Below are 17,482 nucleotides of genomic sequence, written 5' to 3'. Positions count from 1 at the left end.
CCGGGGCGCAGGCAGTCCGCGTTTTTTGCCGTGCGGCCCGCAAGGCGGTCGGCAGCGCTTTTTGATACGCCGCCGGACGCTCGGCGCGGCGTCGGATGCCGAACCGTTGCCTTGCGCGTCCGGCAAGAGCGGAAGTCCGCGGGAGCGCCCGCCCCGCAGGGCCGGACGCATCGCCACGGACCGGAAAATAAAAAGCCCCGTCCTCACCGGACGGAGCTTTCCTGCAATGTTACTTGGTCGTTCCCACCACGCCTTCCACGAACCAGTCCATGGAGAGCAGCATGTCGTCGGGCGCAACCTGACCTTCGGCCACGCGCACCTTGCCTTCCTGATCCTTCACCGGGCCGGTGAACACCTGATACTTGCCGGACACGATGTCGGCCTTCACGGCGTCCACCTTGGCGCGCACGTCGGCGGGCACCATGTCGCCGTAGCGGGAGATGTCCACAATGCCGTCGCCGATGCCGTACCAGTAGTTGCCGTTCTTCCAGGTTCCGGCGCGGTATTCGTCGATGAACTTCTTGTAGAACTTGTTCCAGTCCCACACGGCCGCCACAAGATGCGCCTTGGGCGCGGCGGCGGACATGTCGGTGTTGTAGCCCACGGAATACGCGCCGCGCGCTTCGGCGGCGGTCTGCGGGCCTGCGGAATCCTGATGCTGGGCAATGACGTCCACGCCCACGTCGAGCAGACCTTCGGCGGCCTTCTTTTCATCGTCGGGGCTGTACCAGGTGCGGGTCCAGACCACGCGCACCTTGGCGTCGGGGTTCACGGCGCGAACGCCGAGCGTGAAGGCGTTGATGCCGCGCACCACTTCGGGAATGGGGAACGACGCCACATAGCCGATTTCGTTTTTCTTGGTCATGGAGCCGGCCACCATGCCGGTAAGGTAGCGGGCCTGATACATTCTGCCGAAATAGCAGGTCATGTTCTTGCTGTGCTTGTAGCCCGAGCAGTGCAGGAACGTGATGTCGGGGTTGCGCTTGGCCATCTTGGCCATGGCGTCCATGTAGCCGAAGCTCGTGGCCACAATGACGTTGTAGCCCTTGGAGCACATGTTCTTGATGGCGCGCTCGGCGTCGGGGCCTTCAGGCACGCTTTCCATCATGGTGGTTTCCACGTCATGCATGGCGTCCATCATCTTGCGGCCCTGATCGTGCGTCCACGACCAGCCCTCGTCGCCCACAGGGGAAACATAGATGAAGCCCACCTTGATCTTCTTCGCGGCCTCTTCCGCATGCGCGGAGGAAACCAGCGGAGAAAGGGCCATACCGCAAACGGCAAGGCATGCCGCGGCATAGTTGAGAAAACGCATCCCGAACTCTCCCGTGTTAAAAAATGATGACCGACGCCCCCGCCCATGCAGGCGCGCCACAAGCTCGCGGGCCCGCAGCGCCGAAAAAAACGACAGCTCCCCGCCGGTAAAAAAAGAACTCTAACCCATTATCATGCGCTCTTCAAGCCTCGAAAACCCTTCCGCCCCGCGGAAAATCGGAGGAAGGGAGAGAGCCGGGGAGGCGACGGGGGAAGCGACGGGGGAAGGAGGGAAAACTTTTGAAAAAGTTTTCCCTCCTTCCCCCGGGCCCCCATCCTCTCTTTCAAAACTTTTTAATTTTTGGGGCGGTGCGGCGTTTTTTTGGGGGGGAGGGGGCTTTTCGGCGGGTTGCTTTTTATGGGAGATTTCAGGGTGCGGCATGCGGCAGGAGGTCGGGCCTTGGGGAAACTCCGGCCGCAGGGCGGAACGCGGCGGGCATTTCGTCCGGGTTTTGGCCAGGCTGCGTCGAGAGAGCGCAGAGCATCTTCGGGCGCGGTCGGCGCGATCATGCGCAAAGACGCGGCGTCCTCTTCGTCCTGGAACGCAGGCGATCAGAATTCCAGTGGCTTGCAGATTCCGCCGCGTTCGCGCTCGCGGAACAGCCTGTTGCGGATGACGAAGTACACGACAAGCATGATGACGCCCGTGATGATCCACGAGACGGGATAGACGTAGAGCAGGGTTTCGTAGGTGGGGAACATGCGGAACACGGTATAGACCCACACGATGCGCAGCAGACACGAGCCCACGAGCGTGACCATGGCGGGCAGCATGGAGATGCCCATGCCGCGCAGCGCAGCGCCGCTGATTTCGTAGGTGGCGCAGAGCCATTCCATGCTTTCGACGATGGTCACGCGGGTGACGGCGTGGCGAATGACTTCGGGATCGCTGGTGTACATGCCGGAGAAGAAGGCGGCGCCTATGGTGAAGGTGAGGCAGGTGAGACCGGCGAGCACGACGGCGCAGGCCATGTTTTCGCGGAAGATCTTCTTGCAGCGGTCGAGCTGGCACATGGCGTAGTTCTGGCTGGTGAAGGTCACGGTGGCCTGACAGAAGGCGTTGACGAAGAAATAGGAGATGAACTCGAAGTTGATGGCCGCGGCCGAACCGGCGGCGGTGCCGGAGCCGAAGCCGTTGATGCCCGAGAGAATGCACACGTTGGAGAGCGAAAAGATCATGCCCTGCAGTCCGGCGGGAGCGCCGATTCTGATGACGCGCAGCAGGTGAATGCGGGCGATGGCGAGCTTGCGGAGGTTCAGGCGGATCATGTCGTCTTCGGTGAGCAGAAAGTACAGGACGAGCGCGGCGCTGACGAGGTTGCCCATGAAGGTGGCGAGGCCCACGCCCGCGACGCCCATGTCGCAGAAGAGCACGAACACCACGCTCAGCGAAACGTTGACCACGCCTGCGGCCATGAGGCTGTACATGGGGCGCTTGGTGTCGCCCACGCTGCGCAGCACGGCCGCGCCGAAGTTGTAGATCATGATGCACGGCATGCCGACGAAGTAGATGCGCAGGTACAGCACGGCCAGATCCATGACGTCGTGCGGCACGTCCACGAAGCGCAGCAGCATGGGCGCAAGGAACTGTCCCGCCACGAGCAGGAAGAAGCCGCTCAGTATGGACACGGCCATGACCGTGTGAACGGCGGACTGGCAGGCCTGCTGATCCTCTCTGCCGACGTAGCGGGCGATGACGACGTTTGCGCCGACGGAAAGCCCGAGAAAGAGGTTGATGATGAGATTGACGATAGGTCCGTTTCCGCCGACGGCGGCCACGGCCTGAGCTCCGACGAAGTGTCCGACCACGGCGACGTTCGCGGAAATGAACAGCTGCTGCAGAATGCTGCTCATGGCAATGGGCAGGGCAAAGAGAATGATCTTGCCCAAGAGCGGACCGTGCAGCATGTCAACGTGCTGGGCATGTCCCATCGTTTTCTCCTTCATGCAGGGGGGTGAGTACAAAGGATGTTTCGCCGGAAAGCCAGCGGGGAACTAGGTTGAACCTATCACTTTCCGGCGTCTTGTCCAGCCGGTAACAAGAAGTCGGCGGAAGCGGCGTGGAAAGGCTTGGGGAAGCCTGCCTTTGATGGGCGCAAAAAAAAGGGCGGGAGCCGAAGCTTCCGCCCTTTGTGTGGAATGTCGGGAGGTTTACAGGCAGCGCAGCTGCGTTTCCGTGTCGAACACGTGGCCGTGACCCTTGCGGGCCGTGAGGCGGATGACGTCGCCGGAAGAGGGACGCTGCGAGCCCTGGAGCCGCACGATGACCGAGGAGCTTTCCTGCTTTTCGGGATTCGCGCTCAGGGGGCGGCAGTAGGCGAGGGTGTCGGAGCCGAGGGCTTCCACGATGTCCACGGTGACGCGGATGTCGCCTTCGGGGTCGAAGATGAGGTCTTCGCTGCGCAGGCCGAGCAGAATGTCGCCGCTGCGGCCGGAGATGTCGATGTCTTCGGCCTGCACGCCGGAAAGACGGGTGCCGTCGGGCAGGATGATGTCGTTCTTTTCCGCCCGGGCGCGCACGATGTTCATGGAGGGGGAGCCCATGAACTGCGCCACGAACACGGAGGCCGGGCGCAGATACACGTCGTCGGGGGTGCCGTACTGTTCGATGTGGCCCGCGCGCAGCACGAGGATCTTTTCGGCAAGCGTCATGGCCTCCACCTGATCGTGGGTCACGTAGATGCTGGTGGTGGCGAGGCGCTGATGCAGGCGGCGCAGCTCGATGCGCATCTGATTGCGCAGATTGGCGTCGAGGTTGGAGAGCGGCTCGTCGAAGAGGAAAACGCTGGGTTCGCGCACGATGGCGCGGCCCATGGCCACGCGCTGACGCTGGCCGCCGGAAAGCTGACGGGGCATGCGTTCGAGCAGGCCGTCGAGGCCGAGGAGCTTGGCGGCTTCCAGGGCGCGGCGCTTGCGCTCGTCGGCGGGAATGCCGCGCACCTTCAGGCCGTAGGTGATGTTGTCGTACACGTTCATGTGCGGATAGAGCGCGTAGTTCTGGAACACCATGGCGATGTTGCGGTCCTTGGGCTCCATGCGGGTGACGTCCTTGTCGCCGATCATGATGGTGCCGGAAGTCACTTCTTCGAGGCCTGCGATGCAGCGCAGGGCCGTGGACTTGCCGCAGCCCGAGGGGCCCACCATGACCATGAACGAGCCGTCCGGCACTTCGAGGTTGAGACCGGAGAGCACTTTGTTCTTGTTGAAAGTCTTGTCTATGTTGATGAGACGAACGTTTGCCATTGTCTGATCCTTGTACTACTTCTCGGTTTCCACAAGTCCGCGGACAAAGAGCTTCTGCATGCCGAGCACCACGAGCAGCGGCGGCAGCATGCCCAGAAGGGCCACGGCCATGATGAGGTTCCATTCCGGAACGGCGTCGGGAATGTTCACCATGCGCTGAATGCCCATGACCACGGTGTACATGCTTTCCTGATTGGTGACGAGCAGGGGCCAGAGGTACTGGTTCCAGCCGTAGATGAACAGCACCACGAAGAGCGCGGCGGTGTTCGTGCGGGAGAGCGGGAGCACCACGTCCACGAAGAAGCGCCAGGGGCCTGCGCCGTCGATGCGCGCGGCTTCGAGCAGTTCCTGGGGAATGGTCATGAACATCTGACGGTACAGGAACGTGGCCGTGGCCGAGGCGATGAGCGGCAGAATGAGGCCGGGGTAGCTGTCGATGAAGTTCAGGTTGGCGGCCACCTGGAAGGTGGGCACGATGCGCACTTCCACGGGCATCATGAGCGTGATGAAGATGAGCACGAAGCACAGCTCGCGTCCGCGGAAGCGGAAGAACACGATGGCGTAGGCCGCGGTGATGGAAATGGCGATTTTTCCGAGGGCGATGCCGAGCGCCATGATGAGGCTGTTGCCCATCATGACCCACACGGGAATGCCGCCGGCGGCCTTGAGGCCCTGGGTGAGCACGGTGGTGAAGTTCTTGACGAGCTCCTGACCGAACCACAGGGGCGTGGTGCCTATGAGCACGTCGTAGCTGTGTGAGGTGGCCACGAGAGCCACGTACAGGGGAAAGAGAACGACGGCCGCGCCGAACAGGAGCACGGCGTGACTGAGCGCTCTTCCGAGTCCTTTCTTTTCTACCATACGAATCTTCTCCTGTTGCGGCTAGTAGTTGACCTTGCGTTCGACGTAGCGGAACTGGAGGAAGGTCAGAATCATGACGATGAACATGAGCACCACCGACTGCGCGGAGGAACCGCCGAAGTCGAGGCCGATGAACCCGTCGTTGAAGACCTTGTAGATGAGTGTTTCCGTTGCGCGTGAAGGGCCGCCCTGCGTGACCGCGTGCACGATGCCGAAGGTTTCGAACAGGGTGTAGATGGTGTTGACCACGAGCAGGAAGAAGGTCGTGGGCGAGAGCAGGGGGAAGATGATGTTGCGGAAGCGCTGCCAGGGGCTGGCGCCGTCGATGGCGGCGGCCTCGATGAGCGAACGCGGAATGGCCTGGAGTCCCGCAAGGAAGAACAGGAAATTATAGGAAATCTGCTTCCAGGAGGCAGATATGATGAGCAGCAGCAGGGCCTGATTGCCGTTGAGCTTGTGGTTCCAGGTGTATCCCAGGCTGTCGAGCAGCGAGGAGAGCACGCCTACGGAAGGGTTGAACAGAAAGAGCCAGAGCACGCCGGCGAGGGGCGGAGCCACGGCGTAGGGAATGATGAGCATCGACTTGTAGAGCGTGCCGCCGAAACTTACCTGATCGGCGACGACGGCCATGAGCAGGGAAACCGTCATGGTGAGGGTGATGGTGGCGATGCTGAAGATGAAGGTGAGATACAGCGTTTCAAGATAGCTGGGATCGGAGAAAAGAACGACAAAGTTGTCCAGTCCGACGAACTCTCTGGAAAGGCCGAAAGAGTCTTCCATGTATACCGACCCGAGCAGAGCCTCTCCGGCGGGGTAGAAGAAGAACACCACCGTGATGACAAGCTGGGGCAGCAGGAAGAGAATGGGCAGCAGCAGATGCTTTTTGCCCCGGAACGCGTAGCGCTCATCCTGCATGAGAACTCCTTTGACGGCTGTGGTTGAAAAAAGGGGAGAGTCGGTCTCTCCCCTTTTGTGTTAGATGAGCGGATCAGCTGTTGGCGCGCTCAAAGCGGCGCAGTTCGACGTTGCCGCGCTTCACGGCGGAGTCGAGGGCTTCCTTGGCGGTCTTCTTGCCGGCCCAGACGGCTTCGAGTTCTTCGTCGATGATGTTGCGGATCTGGACGAAGTTGCCGAGGCGCAGACCGAGGGTGTTGATGGTGGGCTTCTTGTCGGAGAGGGCCTTCACGGCCACGTCGGTGCCGGGGTTCTTGTCGTAGAAGCCCTGCTGCTTGGTGAGCTCGTAGCCGGCGAGGGTGACGGGCACGTAGCCGGTGGCCTGATGGAAGGCGGCCTGCACTTCAGGCTTCAGAATGTAGTTGATGAAGGCGGCCACGCCGTTTTCGGAATCCTTGGAATGACCGGCCATGGCCCAGATGGCGGCGCCGCCGATCACGGTGTTCTGAGGAGCGCCCTTCACGTCGGGCCAGTAGGGCAGCACCATGACGCCCCAGTTGAACTTGGCGCCGGCCTTGACGGCGGCGTAGGAACCGGAGGAGTTCATGAGAATGCCCGCTTCACCGGCGGTGAAGGTGTTGATGGCTTCGGACTTGCGGCCTACGTACACGGAAACGCCTTCCTTGTTGAGCTTGGAGAGGAAGTCGATGTGGCGGACCTGCAGCGGACCGTTGAAGAGCAGTTCGGTGTTCAGGCCGTCGAAGCCGTTGTTGTTGGAGGCAAAGGGAACGTTGTGCCAGGCGGAGAAGCTTTCAAGCTGCACCCAGGACTGCCAGCCGCTGGTCATGCCGTACTTGCACGCGCCGGATTCCTTGATCTTGCGGGCGAGGTCGGCCACTTCGGGCCAGGTGCGGGGGAAGTTTTCGGGATCGCCGCCGGCCTTCTTCACGGCGTCCTTGTTGTAGTAGAGCACCGTGGTGGAGGCGTTGAAGGGCATGGCGATGAGCTTGCCGTCGCTGGTGGAGTAGTAGCTCGTGACGGAAGGCAGGAACTTGGACATGTCGAGCGGCGTGCCCGCGGCGTCCATGATTTCCCAGACGGGACGGATGGCGCCCTTGGCGGCCATCATGCTGGCGGTGCCCACTTCAAAGATCTGGATGATGTTCGGATGCTGCTTGGCGCGGAAGGCGGCAATGGCGGCGGTCATGGCTTCGTCGTAGTTGCCCTTGTACACGCCCTTGACTTCGTACTTGTCCTGGGAGGCGTTGAAGTCCTTGATGATGTTGTCGGTGATTTCACCGAGCTCGCCGCCCATGCCGTGCCAGAAGGTGATGGTGGTTTTCGCCTGCACGGGACTCGCCAGGAGCATCAGAGAAACGGCCAGAAGGGCCACAGATCGGAGTGAACGCATAAGTTCTCCTGCCTTTGCGGACGTGTCGTCCGGTTGGAGTCTCCGGGAAAATCCCGGAAGGAACTATATTCACGCGCCCGGAAGGAGGGGACGGCAAGTCCCCTCTCAGGGCGCGCTGCTGACGGTTCAGTCTCTGCCCAGCGCCGCCCGGCACGCGGCCGGGAAGTCGGTGATGATGCCGCTTGCGCCGTCTTCGACCAGCTTTTTGGCTTCGTCCATGTCGTTGACGGTCCAGACGTTGACGGCAAAGCCGGCGTCGCGGAGGGCGGCAAGATCGCCGGGGGCGAGAATCAGCCTGTCCGGATGGTAGGCGTTCACGCCGAGACTGCGGCACAGTTCGACGGGATCGTCGGGGCGGGTGTTTTCCACGAGGGCGCCCGTGGCGATTTCGGGGCACAGATCGTGACATTCCAGCAGATAGCGGTGCTGGAACGAGGAAATGATGACCTGCTCCACCATGTCGAAACGGCGGATCATCTCTAACACGTCTTTTGTTACAGTATCATGACCGATGAGGTGTGCGTGGTTTTTAATTTCCACGTTCACGGCCCAGTCGAAGCGCTTCGTGAGTTCGAGCGCCTGTTCCAGCGTGGGAATGCGCAGACCCTTGAAGGAGGCGAGGGTTTCGGCGCTCAGTTCTCCGGCGGCCACGCGGCCGAACTGATCGCGGCCTTCGTACCAGGAACCGGCGTCCAGTCTGCCGAGTTCCTCAAGCGTGAAGTCGCACACGCGGTAGGAGGGGCGGCCGGGATAGACTTCTTCCACGTTGGTGGTGCGCACGAGGGTGTCGTCGTGAACGACCACGAGCTTGTAGTCCTTGGTATAGTTGACGTCCAGCTCCCAGAGATCGGCCTTCACGGCGTGGCCGAGGGCGGCGGAGGTCAGCGTGTTTTCAGGGGCGTGTCCTCTGGCGCCGCGATGGGCGATGACAAGGGGCATGGAAGCGCGAGCATGCAGTTCAACAGTGTTTTTCATGGCGGATGTCCTGTATCCATGTGTGTTTTGATCCGCGGCAACGCGTCGCGGCTTCATGCGGAATCAACGGCGATCCGCATGAAGAAATGTTCGCGAAAAGAGGCTTGCCCTCGTTTTTCGTAACCGCGCCCGTTGCGGCGGGGTGCGGGCATCATTGCTGCTGAACATTACATTTTTATGACAATATATATTTAACTTTCGTGAGTATCCTAAATCATGCCTGTTATCAAGCCTATTCTTTCATTCACATTGTTTCTTTCGGGAAAGTGGGGGCGTGTTGTTCTTTATTCGTGAAAAAAGATGCATGACAAAAGCCCCGCGCGGCCGAAACAAGCGTGATTTCGGCATGACTTTTCGGAAAAGAGCGTGAAGAAGGCCGCCGGAAAGAGAAAGTTGCGGCGCGGGCCGTGTCTTGGCTGGAAGCGGGCGGGGATGTGCGCAGACAGGGGACGCGCCGCAAGCGGGAGAGGAGAGAAACGCGCAAGCCGGGAGCGCGACGCAGGAGCGCCCGGTGCGGGCCGTGCATGCACGAAGGCTGTTCCCCCAGTTTTCGGGGGAACTTCGCGTGCGATGCGGGCCGAAGGGCGTCGGTCGTTGCCGCGCAAGATGTCGCGCGCATGCTGTCTTGTGGCCGGGGAAACGTCGGCGCGAGACTCGCATGAAAGAGAAAAGGCCCGCCGACACGTGCCGGACGGGCCCTTTCCTAGGAGGGAAACGTTGCAGAAAATGTTTCTGCGGATCAGGCGGCTTCACCCAGGTTCCGCGCGGCGGCGTGTCTGCGCTTCTGCATGTGACGGACCACGCAGGAGAGGGTGAAGTTGATGACAAAGTAGATGAGCGCCGCAAAGCCGAAGATGACGGCCACCTGTGCAATGCCTACGGTCTGCCCGGTGTAGCGCGGCAGCAGGGCGAGGGCGTTGCGGGAGCGGAACATGAGTTCGGCCACGGCCACCATGGAAAGGAACGAGGTGTCCTTGACCACGGTGATGACCTGACTGAGCAGGGTGGGAACGATGTTCTGGAAGCACTGCGGCAGAATGATGTACACGAGCGTCTGCACGAAGTTGAAGCCCTGGGAGGCGGCGGCTTCAAACTGTCCTCTGGGAATGGAGTTCAGGCCGCCGCGGATGATTTCCGCAATGGTGGCGGAGGTGAACAGCACGAAGGCGAAGGAGCAGCGCAGAAAGGCCGTGGGCATGGGCGCGTACACGTAGCAGATGAGCACCCACATGAGGTTGGGGGTGTTGCGGAAAATTTCGATGTAGACGCCTGCGAGTTTGCCGAGGACGAATTTGTCGTAGCTGCGCAGAAGCGCCAGAATGAGCCCGAAAAAGATGCTGCATATCACGATGACGACGGAAAGCTCGATGACGAGCCACGCGCCGCCCAGAAGATAGGTGAGAATTTCGGGCGTAAATGTGCGGGTAATGACCTCGATCACGACAATTCTTCCTCTATTTTTTTCATTTCCTGCCCGGCGCGGCTGTCCTGGCGCTTCAGGCGTTCCTCATAGCGGCGACCCCAGGTGGAAAGGGGGAAGCACAGCAGAAAATACAGGATGCCGCACACCAGGAAGGGCGGCCCGTAGATGCTGGCGCCGCTGGTGGCCCAGTCGTTGGTGCGGTTCATGAGGTCCGTGCCGCCGATGAGCGCGATGACGGAGGTGTTCTTGATGAGGTTGACCATCTGGTTGACCAGCGGGGGCAGGATGATTTTCACCGTCTGGGGCAGGATGACCCAGCGCATGGTCTGCACGTAGGTGAAGCCCTGAGAGGCGGCCGCTTCGGCCTGGCCGCGCGGAATGGACTGGATGCCGGCGCGCACCACTTCGGCGATGTAGGCGCCGTGGTAGATGCCCACGGCAAAGATGCCCACGCTGACCTGTCCCATCATGACGCCCACATAGGGGAGGGCGAGATAGAACACGTAGGCCTGAAGAACGAGCGGCGTATTCTGTATGGCTTCCACATAGGCGCGGGCGATGCTTCTGGGAACGGCGAAGTGCGACGTGGACATGACGCCGAACACGACGCCGAGCGCCAGCGCGAGGGCCAGCGCCGCGATGGAGACCATGACGGTCACGCCGAAGGCCTGCAGAAACAGGGTCCAGTCGGCCAGAAACACCATCCAGCATGCGGGTGACAGTATTTGTTCAATCACGATTCAAACCTGTGGCTGGCGGCGCGGCAGTGCCGCGCCGCTCTTGGGAGTGTTATTTCTTGAAGGAAGGCGTGACGCCGTTCTTGGCAATGATCTTGTCTATGGTGCCGTCGGCGAGCCAGGCGGAAATCTGCTTTTCGACGAATTCGGCCAGGCCCTTGTTGGAGAGCTTGGTGGCCACGCCGTAATCCTGGGGAGCGAAGCGCACGGTGCTCAGGATTTCGGTGCTCGGATCAAGATAGCCGGAAAGAATGGAGCCGTCCACGCAGAAGGCCTGCACCTGACCGGCGTCGAGCGCGGCCTTGATGGAGGGATAGTCGGGGAAGGTCTGGATGTTGGCGGTGTCGGTGAGGGTGACGCCGTTTTCGGCGGCAGCCTTGATGAGGGCGTCCTTGGAGGTGGAGCCTTCAGCCACGCCCACGCGCTTCTTCACGAGATCGCCGTAGTTGGCGATGCCGGAATTCTTCTTCACGAGCAGGGAGACGGCGTCGGTGTAGTAGGGGGTGGAGAAGTTCCAGATCTTCTTGCGGTCCGGGGTGATGGTGAAGGTGGCGAGCACCATGTCGATGTCGCCGGTGTCGAGGAGCTGGCCGCGGGTCTTGGCGGTCACGGCGGTGAAGACCACCTTGTCGGCCTTGAGGCCCATGGCTTCGGCGAGCTTCTTGGAGAGATCCACTTCCATGCCGGCGTAGTTGCCGGACAGATCCTGCATGCTGAAGCCCGGAACGTCGGACTTGACGCCCACGTGCAGTTCGCCGCGCTTGACGATGGCCTGCACGTCGTCGGGCAGGGTGGCGGCCGAGGCGGTGGTGGCGAAGGTCAGGATGGCGAGGGCCGAGAGAAGAAGGGCTCCCATGCGGTGAAGTTTGTTCATTGTGTCTGCCTCCTTGTTGAGTGCCGGCTGGCGATTGTTTTTGCCTTGCGCGGGGGGAACGCGAGGTTTGCTGACGAAAAAGCCCGGCAAATGGCCGCGCCGTGCGGACGCGCCTGCACAGGCTTGCGGGAGTTCGCCCGCAGCCTGCGAACACGGCGTTGTCTGCGATCAGTGCAGAATCTTGCCGAGGAACTGCTTGGTGCGTTCGTGGGTGGGGTTGAGGAAGAAGTGTTCGGGCGTGCCTTCTTCCAGAATGGTGCCGTCTTCCATGAAGATCACGCGGTCGGCCACTTCACGGGCGAAGCCCATTTCGTGGGTGACGATGACCATGGTGATGTTCTTTTCTCCGGCGAGCTTGACCATGACGTTCAGCACTTCCTGCACGGTTTCGGGATCGAGGGCGGAAGTGGGTTCGTCGAAGAGAATGATCTTGGTCTGACTGCACAGGGCGCGGGCGATGGCCACGCGCTGCTGCTGACCGCCGGAAAGCGTGGCGGGGTAGGCGTTGGCCTTTTCTTCCAGTCCCACGACGGAGAGATAGTGCCGGGCGAGTTCCTGCGCTTCCTTTCTGGATTTGCCGAACAGCTTGATGGGCGCCAGGGTGAGATTGCCCATGACGGTGAGGTGCGGATACAGGTTGAACTGCTGGAACACCATGGACGAGGTGCTTCTCACGAGCGAAATGCGGTTCTGCTTGGTGAGCTCCGTGTTGTCGATGTAGACGTGTCCGGAAGTGGGAGTTTCGAGTCCGTTCATGCAGCGCACGGTGGTGGACTTGCCGGAGCCGGAAGGCCCGATGATGACGAGTTTTTCCCCTTCCTTCACGTCGAGATTGACGCCTTTGAGCACCTCGTGGGAACCGAAGGATTTATGGATGTCGGAAAGCCTTATCACGTTCATTCTCCTGAGCGGCGGGCCGCTGAGGACTCTTACCGCACTGTATTGTTTTGAGATTTTCGTTTTTTCTTCATCAACGAATTAACAATAATGTAAAAGCTAGCAGGGCCGATATTTTTTGTCAATCTTGTTCATGCCGCTGGCGGCGCAATTTGAAAATAAAGTGAAAGAGAATAAAAATATGCAGTTTTTATGCAATGTTATGCAACTTCTTTCAGTATGTACATTTTTTGAAAAGTCCACCATTTTGAGGATTGACGCGCGAAAAGGAAAAAAAGAAGGAGAGCAACACGGAAAAATAGGATTAATATGCCGGAATGGCAGGAAAAATAAAAAAGCGAACGGAGGGCGGAAACAACTTTTTACGGAGAGAAAAATTAACAAAAAAGATATTTTTACCTGTTTTGTCGAGAGGCGGGCGCGTCATGCCGCCTGTTTTCTTTCAACGGCGGACGCATGGAGGCGTCAGGTTCGCCGTTTGAGAAGAGCCACAGGGCCGGGGCGGCGGAACGCGCGGGTGTTGCAGTGAGGAATGCCGGGCAGGAGTGCGGGAAGGCGCGACCGCCGTGCGGCGGACATCGGCCTTGCGCGATGTGCAAAGCTGTCGAAGGTCCCGCAGGCTTTCCCGGATGCAGGAACCCGGGCCGCGGAACGCGCCAACAGCGTTTTCGTCCGGGGGAGGGCGCAGAAACGCGTCCGGGCAGGCGGCTCTGTGGGGCGGAGCGGCCTGCCCGGGATCGACAGGGGATGGGGGGCAATTGGGGGCAATGGCGTACTGCCAAAGGCGCAGGACTTCGGCCTTGCGCGATGCGCACGCGCCGGATGAGGCGGACGCCGGAGAAGAACGACTGTTCGGATTCGTGTCCGGCTTGCCGGAGAGCGGGGGCGACTCTGGTGCAATGCCCTGTGCTCCGGCGCATTCGTGCCTTGCCAGCTGCCGACGGGGGCGCGGCATCTTCGGCGCGCGTTTCGCTGGGGGCCTGAGTCGCGGCAGCGCTGCGGCCTGCTCCCTAGAGGCCCAGCAGCGCGGCGGCGTTGCGGTAGAGCAGCTTGTCCTGCACGTCCGGCCTGAAGCTCTCCCGGAATTCATGGACGCAGGAGAGCGGGGTGAAGGGATAGGCGGAGCCGAAGAGCATGCGATCCTGCATGTAGAAGTTGCCCGCCCGGATGTAGTCGTCCTGTCCGGGGAGGTGGAAGAAGTAGAGATCGGGGCAGACGTAGATGTTTTTCTGATAGAAGCAGATGCCGAGTATTTCCTGCACGAAGGGCCAGCAGCCGTGGGCGGCGACGAAGTTGACCTCCGGAAAGTCGAAGGCGATTCTGCTCAGGCGCTGCGGATCGGAGTAGGTTCTGTCGGGCCCGGCCCGGCCGCCGATCATGAGAATGACGGGAATGTGATGACGTTCGCATTCGGCATAGAAGGGATAAAGGCGCGCGTCGTCCACGTAGCGGGATCGTTCGAGGGCTCCCGGTTCGAGAACTACGCCCTTGAGCGGCCCGTCCACGCACACGCGGTGCATTTCCCTGACGCCTTCCTTGGGGTCGGAGGCGTCGATGCCAGCAAGGCCCACGAACTTTCCGGGATATTCCTTCATGAGGCGTATGATTTCATCGTTGGGCACGTTGCCCTTGCGGTGGCCGACGCGTCCGGTGGCCACGCCCATGTCGATGCCGTTTTCCTCCATTTCCTGGAGCAGCAGCTCCATGGATTCCTGCCGGGCGGACGGCGAACGCTGCAATCCTATGTTGTCGGCGTAGAAGTCTGCGGCGGCCTTGTCCGCGTACATGCCGACATGGAGAAATCCCCCGAACGGAGGGCGGAGACGAAAGTCGATGACCATGAGTTACTCTTTCCCCCTGATGTCGAGCTTGAGGATTTCGGCGGCGTTGTTGCACATGAGATCGGGAAGAATTTCCGGCTTGAACAGTTTGCGGAAGGCGTGAACGCAGTCCAGAGGCAGGAAGGGGTAGGCGGAAGCGTACAGAATGCGTTTGCGCATGTAGGTGTGCGCGGCCGTGACGTAGTCCTGCCAGCCCGGCTGATTGAAGAGGTAGAGATCCGGACTCAGATAGATGTTCGGCTGCACGAAGCACACGCCGAGCACGGCCTGCACCCACGGCCAGCCGCCGTGCGACACGATGAATTTTACGGTGGGAAAATCCGAGGCTATCTTGTGGATGATTCGGGGGAAGCTGTAGTCCACGTTGGGGCCCGCGTTTCCGCCGAGCATGACCATGACGGGAATGTCGTACTTTTCGCATTCCGCATACAGGGGATAGAGCAGGGCGTCGTCGCCGTACATGGGAGGCCGCACGGCTCCCGGTTCGAGCACTACGCCTTTGAGCGGTCCGTCCACGACGGTTCTGTGAATTTCCTTCAGTGACCAGCGCCAGTCCAGCGGATTGAGTCCGGCAAAGCCCACGAAGCGATCGGGCCAGGTCTGCACCAGTTCAAGGATGTTGTCGTTGCTCATGCCTCCGGCAAAGTGAGCCACGCGTCCGGTGGCCACGCCCATGTCGATGCCGTTTCTGTCCATGTCCTGAAGAAGCAGTTCCATGCTTTCTTCTGCGATGGACGGGGCCAGTCCCTTGCCGATGTTGGACGCGTAGCTCGCGCAGCGCGCCTTGTTGGTGTACATGCCGAGTTTGACATAGTCCCCGAAGGGAGGGCGAAGGCGGAAATCGATGACCATGAAAGGAGTCCTCCTGCATGGTGGAAAAAAGGAGGGGCGGCCCGGCATGCGCCGTGCGCCGTCGAGGAGGATCTGCTGAGCAGGGAAGCGCCCGTCCGCCGGGTCGGCGACGCGGCGGACGGCGGTCTAGCGGCAGAAATTGGCGCGCACGCGCTTTTCGTACACGGGCGCGGGAACGCTGGCCCGTCCGGCTTCAATGACCTTGAGCAGCCATGCCATATTGCGTCCCAGCACCTGCATGGTCTGAACGCCTTCCGCGTCCTGCGAGAGAAATTCTTCAGGCTTCCAGCCGAAGGCGATGTTCCAGTACTGGCTGTTCACCGTAATGAGGTTGGAGCAGTTGAGGTAGTTGCCGAGCTGCTGCGCGGCGCTTACGGCTCCGGCCCTGCGGCAGACGGCAATGGCCGTGGCGGGCTTGGGCCCCCAGCCTTCGAGATGCTCCGTGGCGTAGAGAAGCCTGTCGAGACAGGCCTTGAATGTGCCGGGAATGCCCATGTAGTGTACGGGGCATCCCAGAATCAGACCGTCATATTCGGGAAGTTTGTCGATGATCTCGTTGACGATGTCGTTGTGAATGCAGTGATGCCCGTTGGTGCGGCATTTGCGGCAGTCCACGCATCCGGCCACGGCCTTGGCTCCGATGTGGATGATGTCGAGGCCGATGTTTTCCTTGGCGAGCTCTTCTCCGACAAGATTGATGGCGTGCCAGGTGACTCCGCGGGGATTCTGACTTCCATTGAGAGCGAGAACTTTCATGATGAATCCTTTTGAATAGATGATGACGGACTTTTGAACAATGATGCCTGTCTTTATGTATAGTTCATACTTATTGTGTATAACAAAGACTTTTTTTATTCATAGAATATATAAAAAATAAATATGTATTACTCGATACACTGTTCTTTGAGAAGTTCCATGACGGCTGTTGTCTGAGGGCTGAGATAGGAGTCGTTGAGATAGGCGAGCACGGGTTGAAAGACGACGAAGTGCTCGATGTCCCTGACGGGAAAGATGTGCGCAGCGTGCGGCGGTATTTCGGTGTTGGGAATGAGCGCCACGGCCGGCGTGGTATAGAGAAGCTCAAAGAGCAGCGACGGGGTCTGTGTGTCGAGCACCATCTGCGGGCGCAGATGCTTGGCCTGAAAGGCCGCCACGATGGGACGGAAGCCGTCGGCGTTGGCCCAGCGCCGGGAGAGCAGCAGAGGATATTTTACCAGTTCCTCAAAAGTAACCTGCCCCTCGTGGGAGGGGGGCTCCACCAGATTGGAATATACGGCCACCATGTGCTGCGGGGGAAGATTGAACGTGGTGTAGCAATTGTGTGAAAGGTTGAGTCTGAGCACGGCGAGCTCGATGGATCGCTCCTGAAGATAGCGCTCGATGGTGGGAGAATCGGCCACGACCGTTCGGCAGGAAATGCGGGGATACTTTTCGATGAGCGTGGGCACGATGCTCCGAAAGTAGGATATGCAGTGCGTTCCTATGCCTATGCGCACCTCTCCGCTGAACTCCGAGCCGATATGCCGGATGCTTTCGGCCAGCCCTTCGATGTGGCTGAGAATCTGCTGACTCTTGTGGTAGAGAAGCTGTCCTTCCTTGGTGACCTTCCATTTTCCGCTGGAGCGGGAAATGAGGGAACAGCCCACCTCTTCTTCCAGTTCCTTGAGGCGCAGGCTCAGCGGCGGCTGACTGATGTTCAGCCGCTTTGCGGCCTTGCTTATCTGTCCTTCCTCCACAATGGTGCAGAAGTACAGCATGTCTTTCAGATCCATAATGTCTCCGCGTTTCGGAACATCCTTCAGGAGCTGTTCCGGTTCGGGAAAGGCCGGTCGTGCTTTTTCCACGCCAGGGCGGCGGGCCCTTCCATATTCAGAAGCTCCCAGGTATGGACATGCCTTTCGTCGATGTGGGCGTCTCGTACCGGAGCCCAGCGCTTGTTTTCGGGCGCAGCCCTGTGCTGAATCAGATGTTCTTTGGAGTCGTAGATTTCGTGAAAGAGAAATTCCCGGGGATCGTCGATGTTGCGCTGAAGGCAGTGTGAAATAAGTCCCGGATGTCCGGCGCACGACTTTTCGTAGGCTGCGAGCAGCTCGGCGAACTCCTCTTCCATGCCCTCTTTCGCCCGCATGCGGGAAGTGATGGCGTATGCACTCATGGTTG

At 60.3% G+C, this 17,482-nt stretch carries 17 protein-coding genes; 1 reads left to right on the top strand and 16 read right to left on the bottom strand.

The features are described from left to right. Positions 1–229: 229 nt before the first annotated feature. From Q0K02_RS08425 to Q0K02_RS08375, 11 genes are all read right to left on the bottom strand, one after another. On the bottom strand, positions 230–1,270 hold the full coding sequence (locus Q0K02_RS08425; protein WP_294487387.1) for a BMP family ABC transporter substrate-binding protein: 1,041 nt from the start codon (positions 1,268–1,270) through the stop codon (positions 230–232). 596 nt (positions 1,271–1,866) lie between these two features. Further along, positions 1,867–3,246 carry an MATE family efflux transporter gene (locus tag Q0K02_RS08420; RefSeq protein WP_294487356.1) on the bottom strand — a complete coding sequence of 460 codons (1,380 nt, stop codon included), beginning with the start codon at positions 3,244–3,246 and terminating at the stop codon, positions 1,867–1,869. A 219-nt stretch (positions 3,247–3,465) separates the two neighbouring features. Continuing rightward, positions 3,466–4,557, bottom strand: a complete 1,092-nt coding sequence (gene ugpC, locus Q0K02_RS08415) for a sn-glycerol-3-phosphate ABC transporter ATP-binding protein UgpC (protein WP_294487354.1) — start codon at positions 4,555–4,557, stop codon at positions 3,466–3,468. A gap of 15 nt (positions 4,558–4,572) precedes the next feature. Further along, positions 4,573–5,418, bottom strand: coding sequence for a sn-glycerol-3-phosphate ABC transporter permease UgpE (gene ugpE, locus Q0K02_RS08410; protein ID WP_294487351.1), 846 nt, complete (start codon positions 5,416–5,418; stop codon positions 4,573–4,575). A 21-nt stretch (positions 5,419–5,439) separates the two neighbouring features. Continuing rightward, positions 5,440–6,333, bottom strand: coding sequence for a sn-glycerol-3-phosphate ABC transporter permease UgpA (gene ugpA / locus Q0K02_RS08405; protein WP_294487348.1), 894 nt, complete (start codon positions 6,331–6,333; stop codon positions 5,440–5,442). A gap of 73 nt (positions 6,334–6,406) precedes the next feature. After that, positions 6,407–7,723 carry a sn-glycerol-3-phosphate ABC transporter substrate-binding protein UgpB gene (gene ugpB, locus Q0K02_RS08400; RefSeq protein WP_294487345.1) on the bottom strand — a complete coding sequence of 439 codons (1,317 nt, stop codon included), beginning with the start codon at positions 7,721–7,723 and terminating at the stop codon, positions 6,407–6,409. 126 nt (positions 7,724–7,849) lie between these two features. After that, positions 7,850–8,698 (bottom strand): glycerophosphodiester phosphodiesterase family protein, encoded by an 849-nt coding sequence (locus Q0K02_RS08395; protein WP_294487341.1) that lies wholly within the window; start codon positions 8,696–8,698, stop codon positions 7,850–7,852. 739 nt (positions 8,699–9,437) lie between these two features. Beyond that, positions 9,438–10,139 (bottom strand): amino acid ABC transporter permease, encoded by a 702-nt coding sequence (locus Q0K02_RS08390; RefSeq protein ID WP_294487339.1) that lies wholly within the window; start codon positions 10,137–10,139, stop codon positions 9,438–9,440. Next, entirely contained in the window at positions 10,136–10,858 is a 723-nt protein-coding gene (locus tag Q0K02_RS08385) for an amino acid ABC transporter permease (protein ID WP_294487336.1), read from the bottom strand. The genes Q0K02_RS08390 and Q0K02_RS08385 overlap by 4 nt, the downstream gene beginning before the upstream one ends. Before the next feature lie 52 nt (positions 10,859–10,910). After that, positions 10,911–11,732 (bottom strand): transporter substrate-binding domain-containing protein, encoded by an 822-nt coding sequence (locus tag Q0K02_RS08380; protein WP_294487332.1) that lies wholly within the window; start codon positions 11,730–11,732, stop codon positions 10,911–10,913. Positions 11,733–11,900: 168 nt separating this feature from the next. After that, on the bottom strand, positions 11,901–12,626 hold the full coding sequence (locus Q0K02_RS08375) for an amino acid ABC transporter ATP-binding protein (protein ID WP_363315675.1): 726 nt from the start codon (positions 12,624–12,626) through the stop codon (positions 11,901–11,903). 121 nt (positions 12,627–12,747) lie between these two features. Here Q0K02_RS08375 and Q0K02_RS08370 point away from each other — a divergent pair, with 121 nt between their 5' ends. Continuing rightward, entirely contained in the window at positions 12,748–13,158 is a 411-nt protein-coding gene (locus tag Q0K02_RS08370; protein WP_294487329.1) for a hypothetical protein, read from the top strand. Positions 13,159–13,639: 481 nt separating this feature from the next. Here the strand turns inward: Q0K02_RS08370 and Q0K02_RS08365 are convergent, their stop codons facing one another. From Q0K02_RS08365 to Q0K02_RS08345, 5 genes are all read right to left on the bottom strand, one after another. Further along, positions 13,640–14,470: an amidohydrolase family protein gene (locus Q0K02_RS08365; RefSeq protein ID WP_294487324.1), complete on the bottom strand. Its 831-nt coding sequence runs from the start codon at positions 14,468–14,470 to the stop codon at positions 13,640–13,642. A gap of 3 nt (positions 14,471–14,473) precedes the next feature. Then, complete coding sequence (locus tag Q0K02_RS08360) at positions 14,474–15,322, bottom strand: amidohydrolase family protein (RefSeq protein ID WP_294487320.1); 849 nt, start codon at positions 15,320–15,322, stop codon at positions 14,474–14,476. Positions 15,323–15,448: 126 nt separating this feature from the next. After that, on the bottom strand, positions 15,449–16,078 hold the full coding sequence (locus tag Q0K02_RS08355) for a flavodoxin family protein (protein WP_294487317.1): 630 nt from the start codon (positions 16,076–16,078) through the stop codon (positions 15,449–15,451). A gap of 128 nt (positions 16,079–16,206) precedes the next feature. Then, positions 16,207–17,094 (bottom strand): LysR family transcriptional regulator, encoded by an 888-nt coding sequence (locus Q0K02_RS08350; protein WP_294487314.1) that lies wholly within the window; start codon positions 17,092–17,094, stop codon positions 16,207–16,209. Positions 17,095–17,120: 26 nt separating this feature from the next. Beyond that, entirely contained in the window at positions 17,121–17,477 is a 357-nt protein-coding gene (locus tag Q0K02_RS08345; protein WP_294487312.1) for an antibiotic biosynthesis monooxygenase family protein, read from the bottom strand. Between the last annotated feature and the right edge of the window lie 5 nt (positions 17,478–17,482).

Origin of the sequence: uncultured Mailhella sp., assembly GCF_944324995.1 — a bacterium.
GTDB lineage: Bacteria > Desulfobacterota > Desulfovibrionia > Desulfovibrionales > Desulfovibrionaceae > Mailhella.
The sequence above is the reverse complement of the archived record's forward strand: the minus strand, read 5'-3'. Positions and strand labels throughout refer to the sequence as shown.

What these genes read in the sequence shown, in the direction of transcription:
- Q0K02_RS08345 (WP_294487312.1), bottom strand. Translation starts at nt 17,477, where the DNA reads ATGAGTGCATACGCCATCACTTCCCGCATGCGGGCGAAAGAGGGCATG.
- ugpA (WP_294487348.1), bottom strand. Translation starts at nt 6,333, where the DNA reads ATGCAGGATGAGCGCTACGCGTTCCGGGGCAAAAAGCATCTGCTGCTG.
- ugpB (WP_294487345.1), bottom strand. Translation starts at nt 7,723, where the DNA reads ATGCGTTCACTCCGATCTGTGGCCCTTCTGGCCGTTTCTCTGATGCTC.
- Q0K02_RS08350 (WP_294487314.1), bottom strand. Translation starts at nt 17,094, where the DNA reads ATGGATCTGAAAGACATGCTGTACTTCTGCACCATTGTGGAGGAAGGA.
- ugpC (WP_294487354.1), bottom strand. Translation starts at nt 4,557, where the DNA reads ATGGCAAACGTTCGTCTCATCAACATAGACAAGACTTTCAACAAGAAC.
- Q0K02_RS08360 (WP_294487320.1), bottom strand. Translation starts at nt 15,322, where the DNA reads ATGGTCATCGATTTCCGCCTTCGCCCTCCCTTCGGGGACTATGTCAAA.
- Q0K02_RS08355 (WP_294487317.1), bottom strand. Translation starts at nt 16,078, where the DNA reads ATGAAAGTTCTCGCTCTCAATGGAAGTCAGAATCCCCGCGGAGTCACC.
- Q0K02_RS08380 (WP_294487332.1), bottom strand. Translation starts at nt 11,732, where the DNA reads ATGAACAAACTTCACCGCATGGGAGCCCTTCTTCTCTCGGCCCTCGCC.
- Q0K02_RS08420 (WP_294487356.1), bottom strand. Translation starts at nt 3,246, where the DNA reads ATGGGACATGCCCAGCACGTTGACATGCTGCACGGTCCGCTCTTGGGC.
- Q0K02_RS08425 (WP_294487387.1), bottom strand. Translation starts at nt 1,270, where the DNA reads ATGGCCCTTTCTCCGCTGGTTTCCTCCGCGCATGCGGAAGAGGCCGCG.
- Q0K02_RS08365 (WP_294487324.1), bottom strand. Translation starts at nt 14,470, where the DNA reads ATGGTCATCGACTTTCGTCTCCGCCCTCCGTTCGGGGGATTTCTCCAT.
- Q0K02_RS08395 (WP_294487341.1), bottom strand. Translation starts at nt 8,698, where the DNA reads ATGAAAAACACTGTTGAACTGCATGCTCGCGCTTCCATGCCCCTTGTC.
- ugpE (WP_294487351.1), bottom strand. Translation starts at nt 5,418, where the DNA reads ATGGTAGAAAAGAAAGGACTCGGAAGAGCGCTCAGTCACGCCGTGCTC.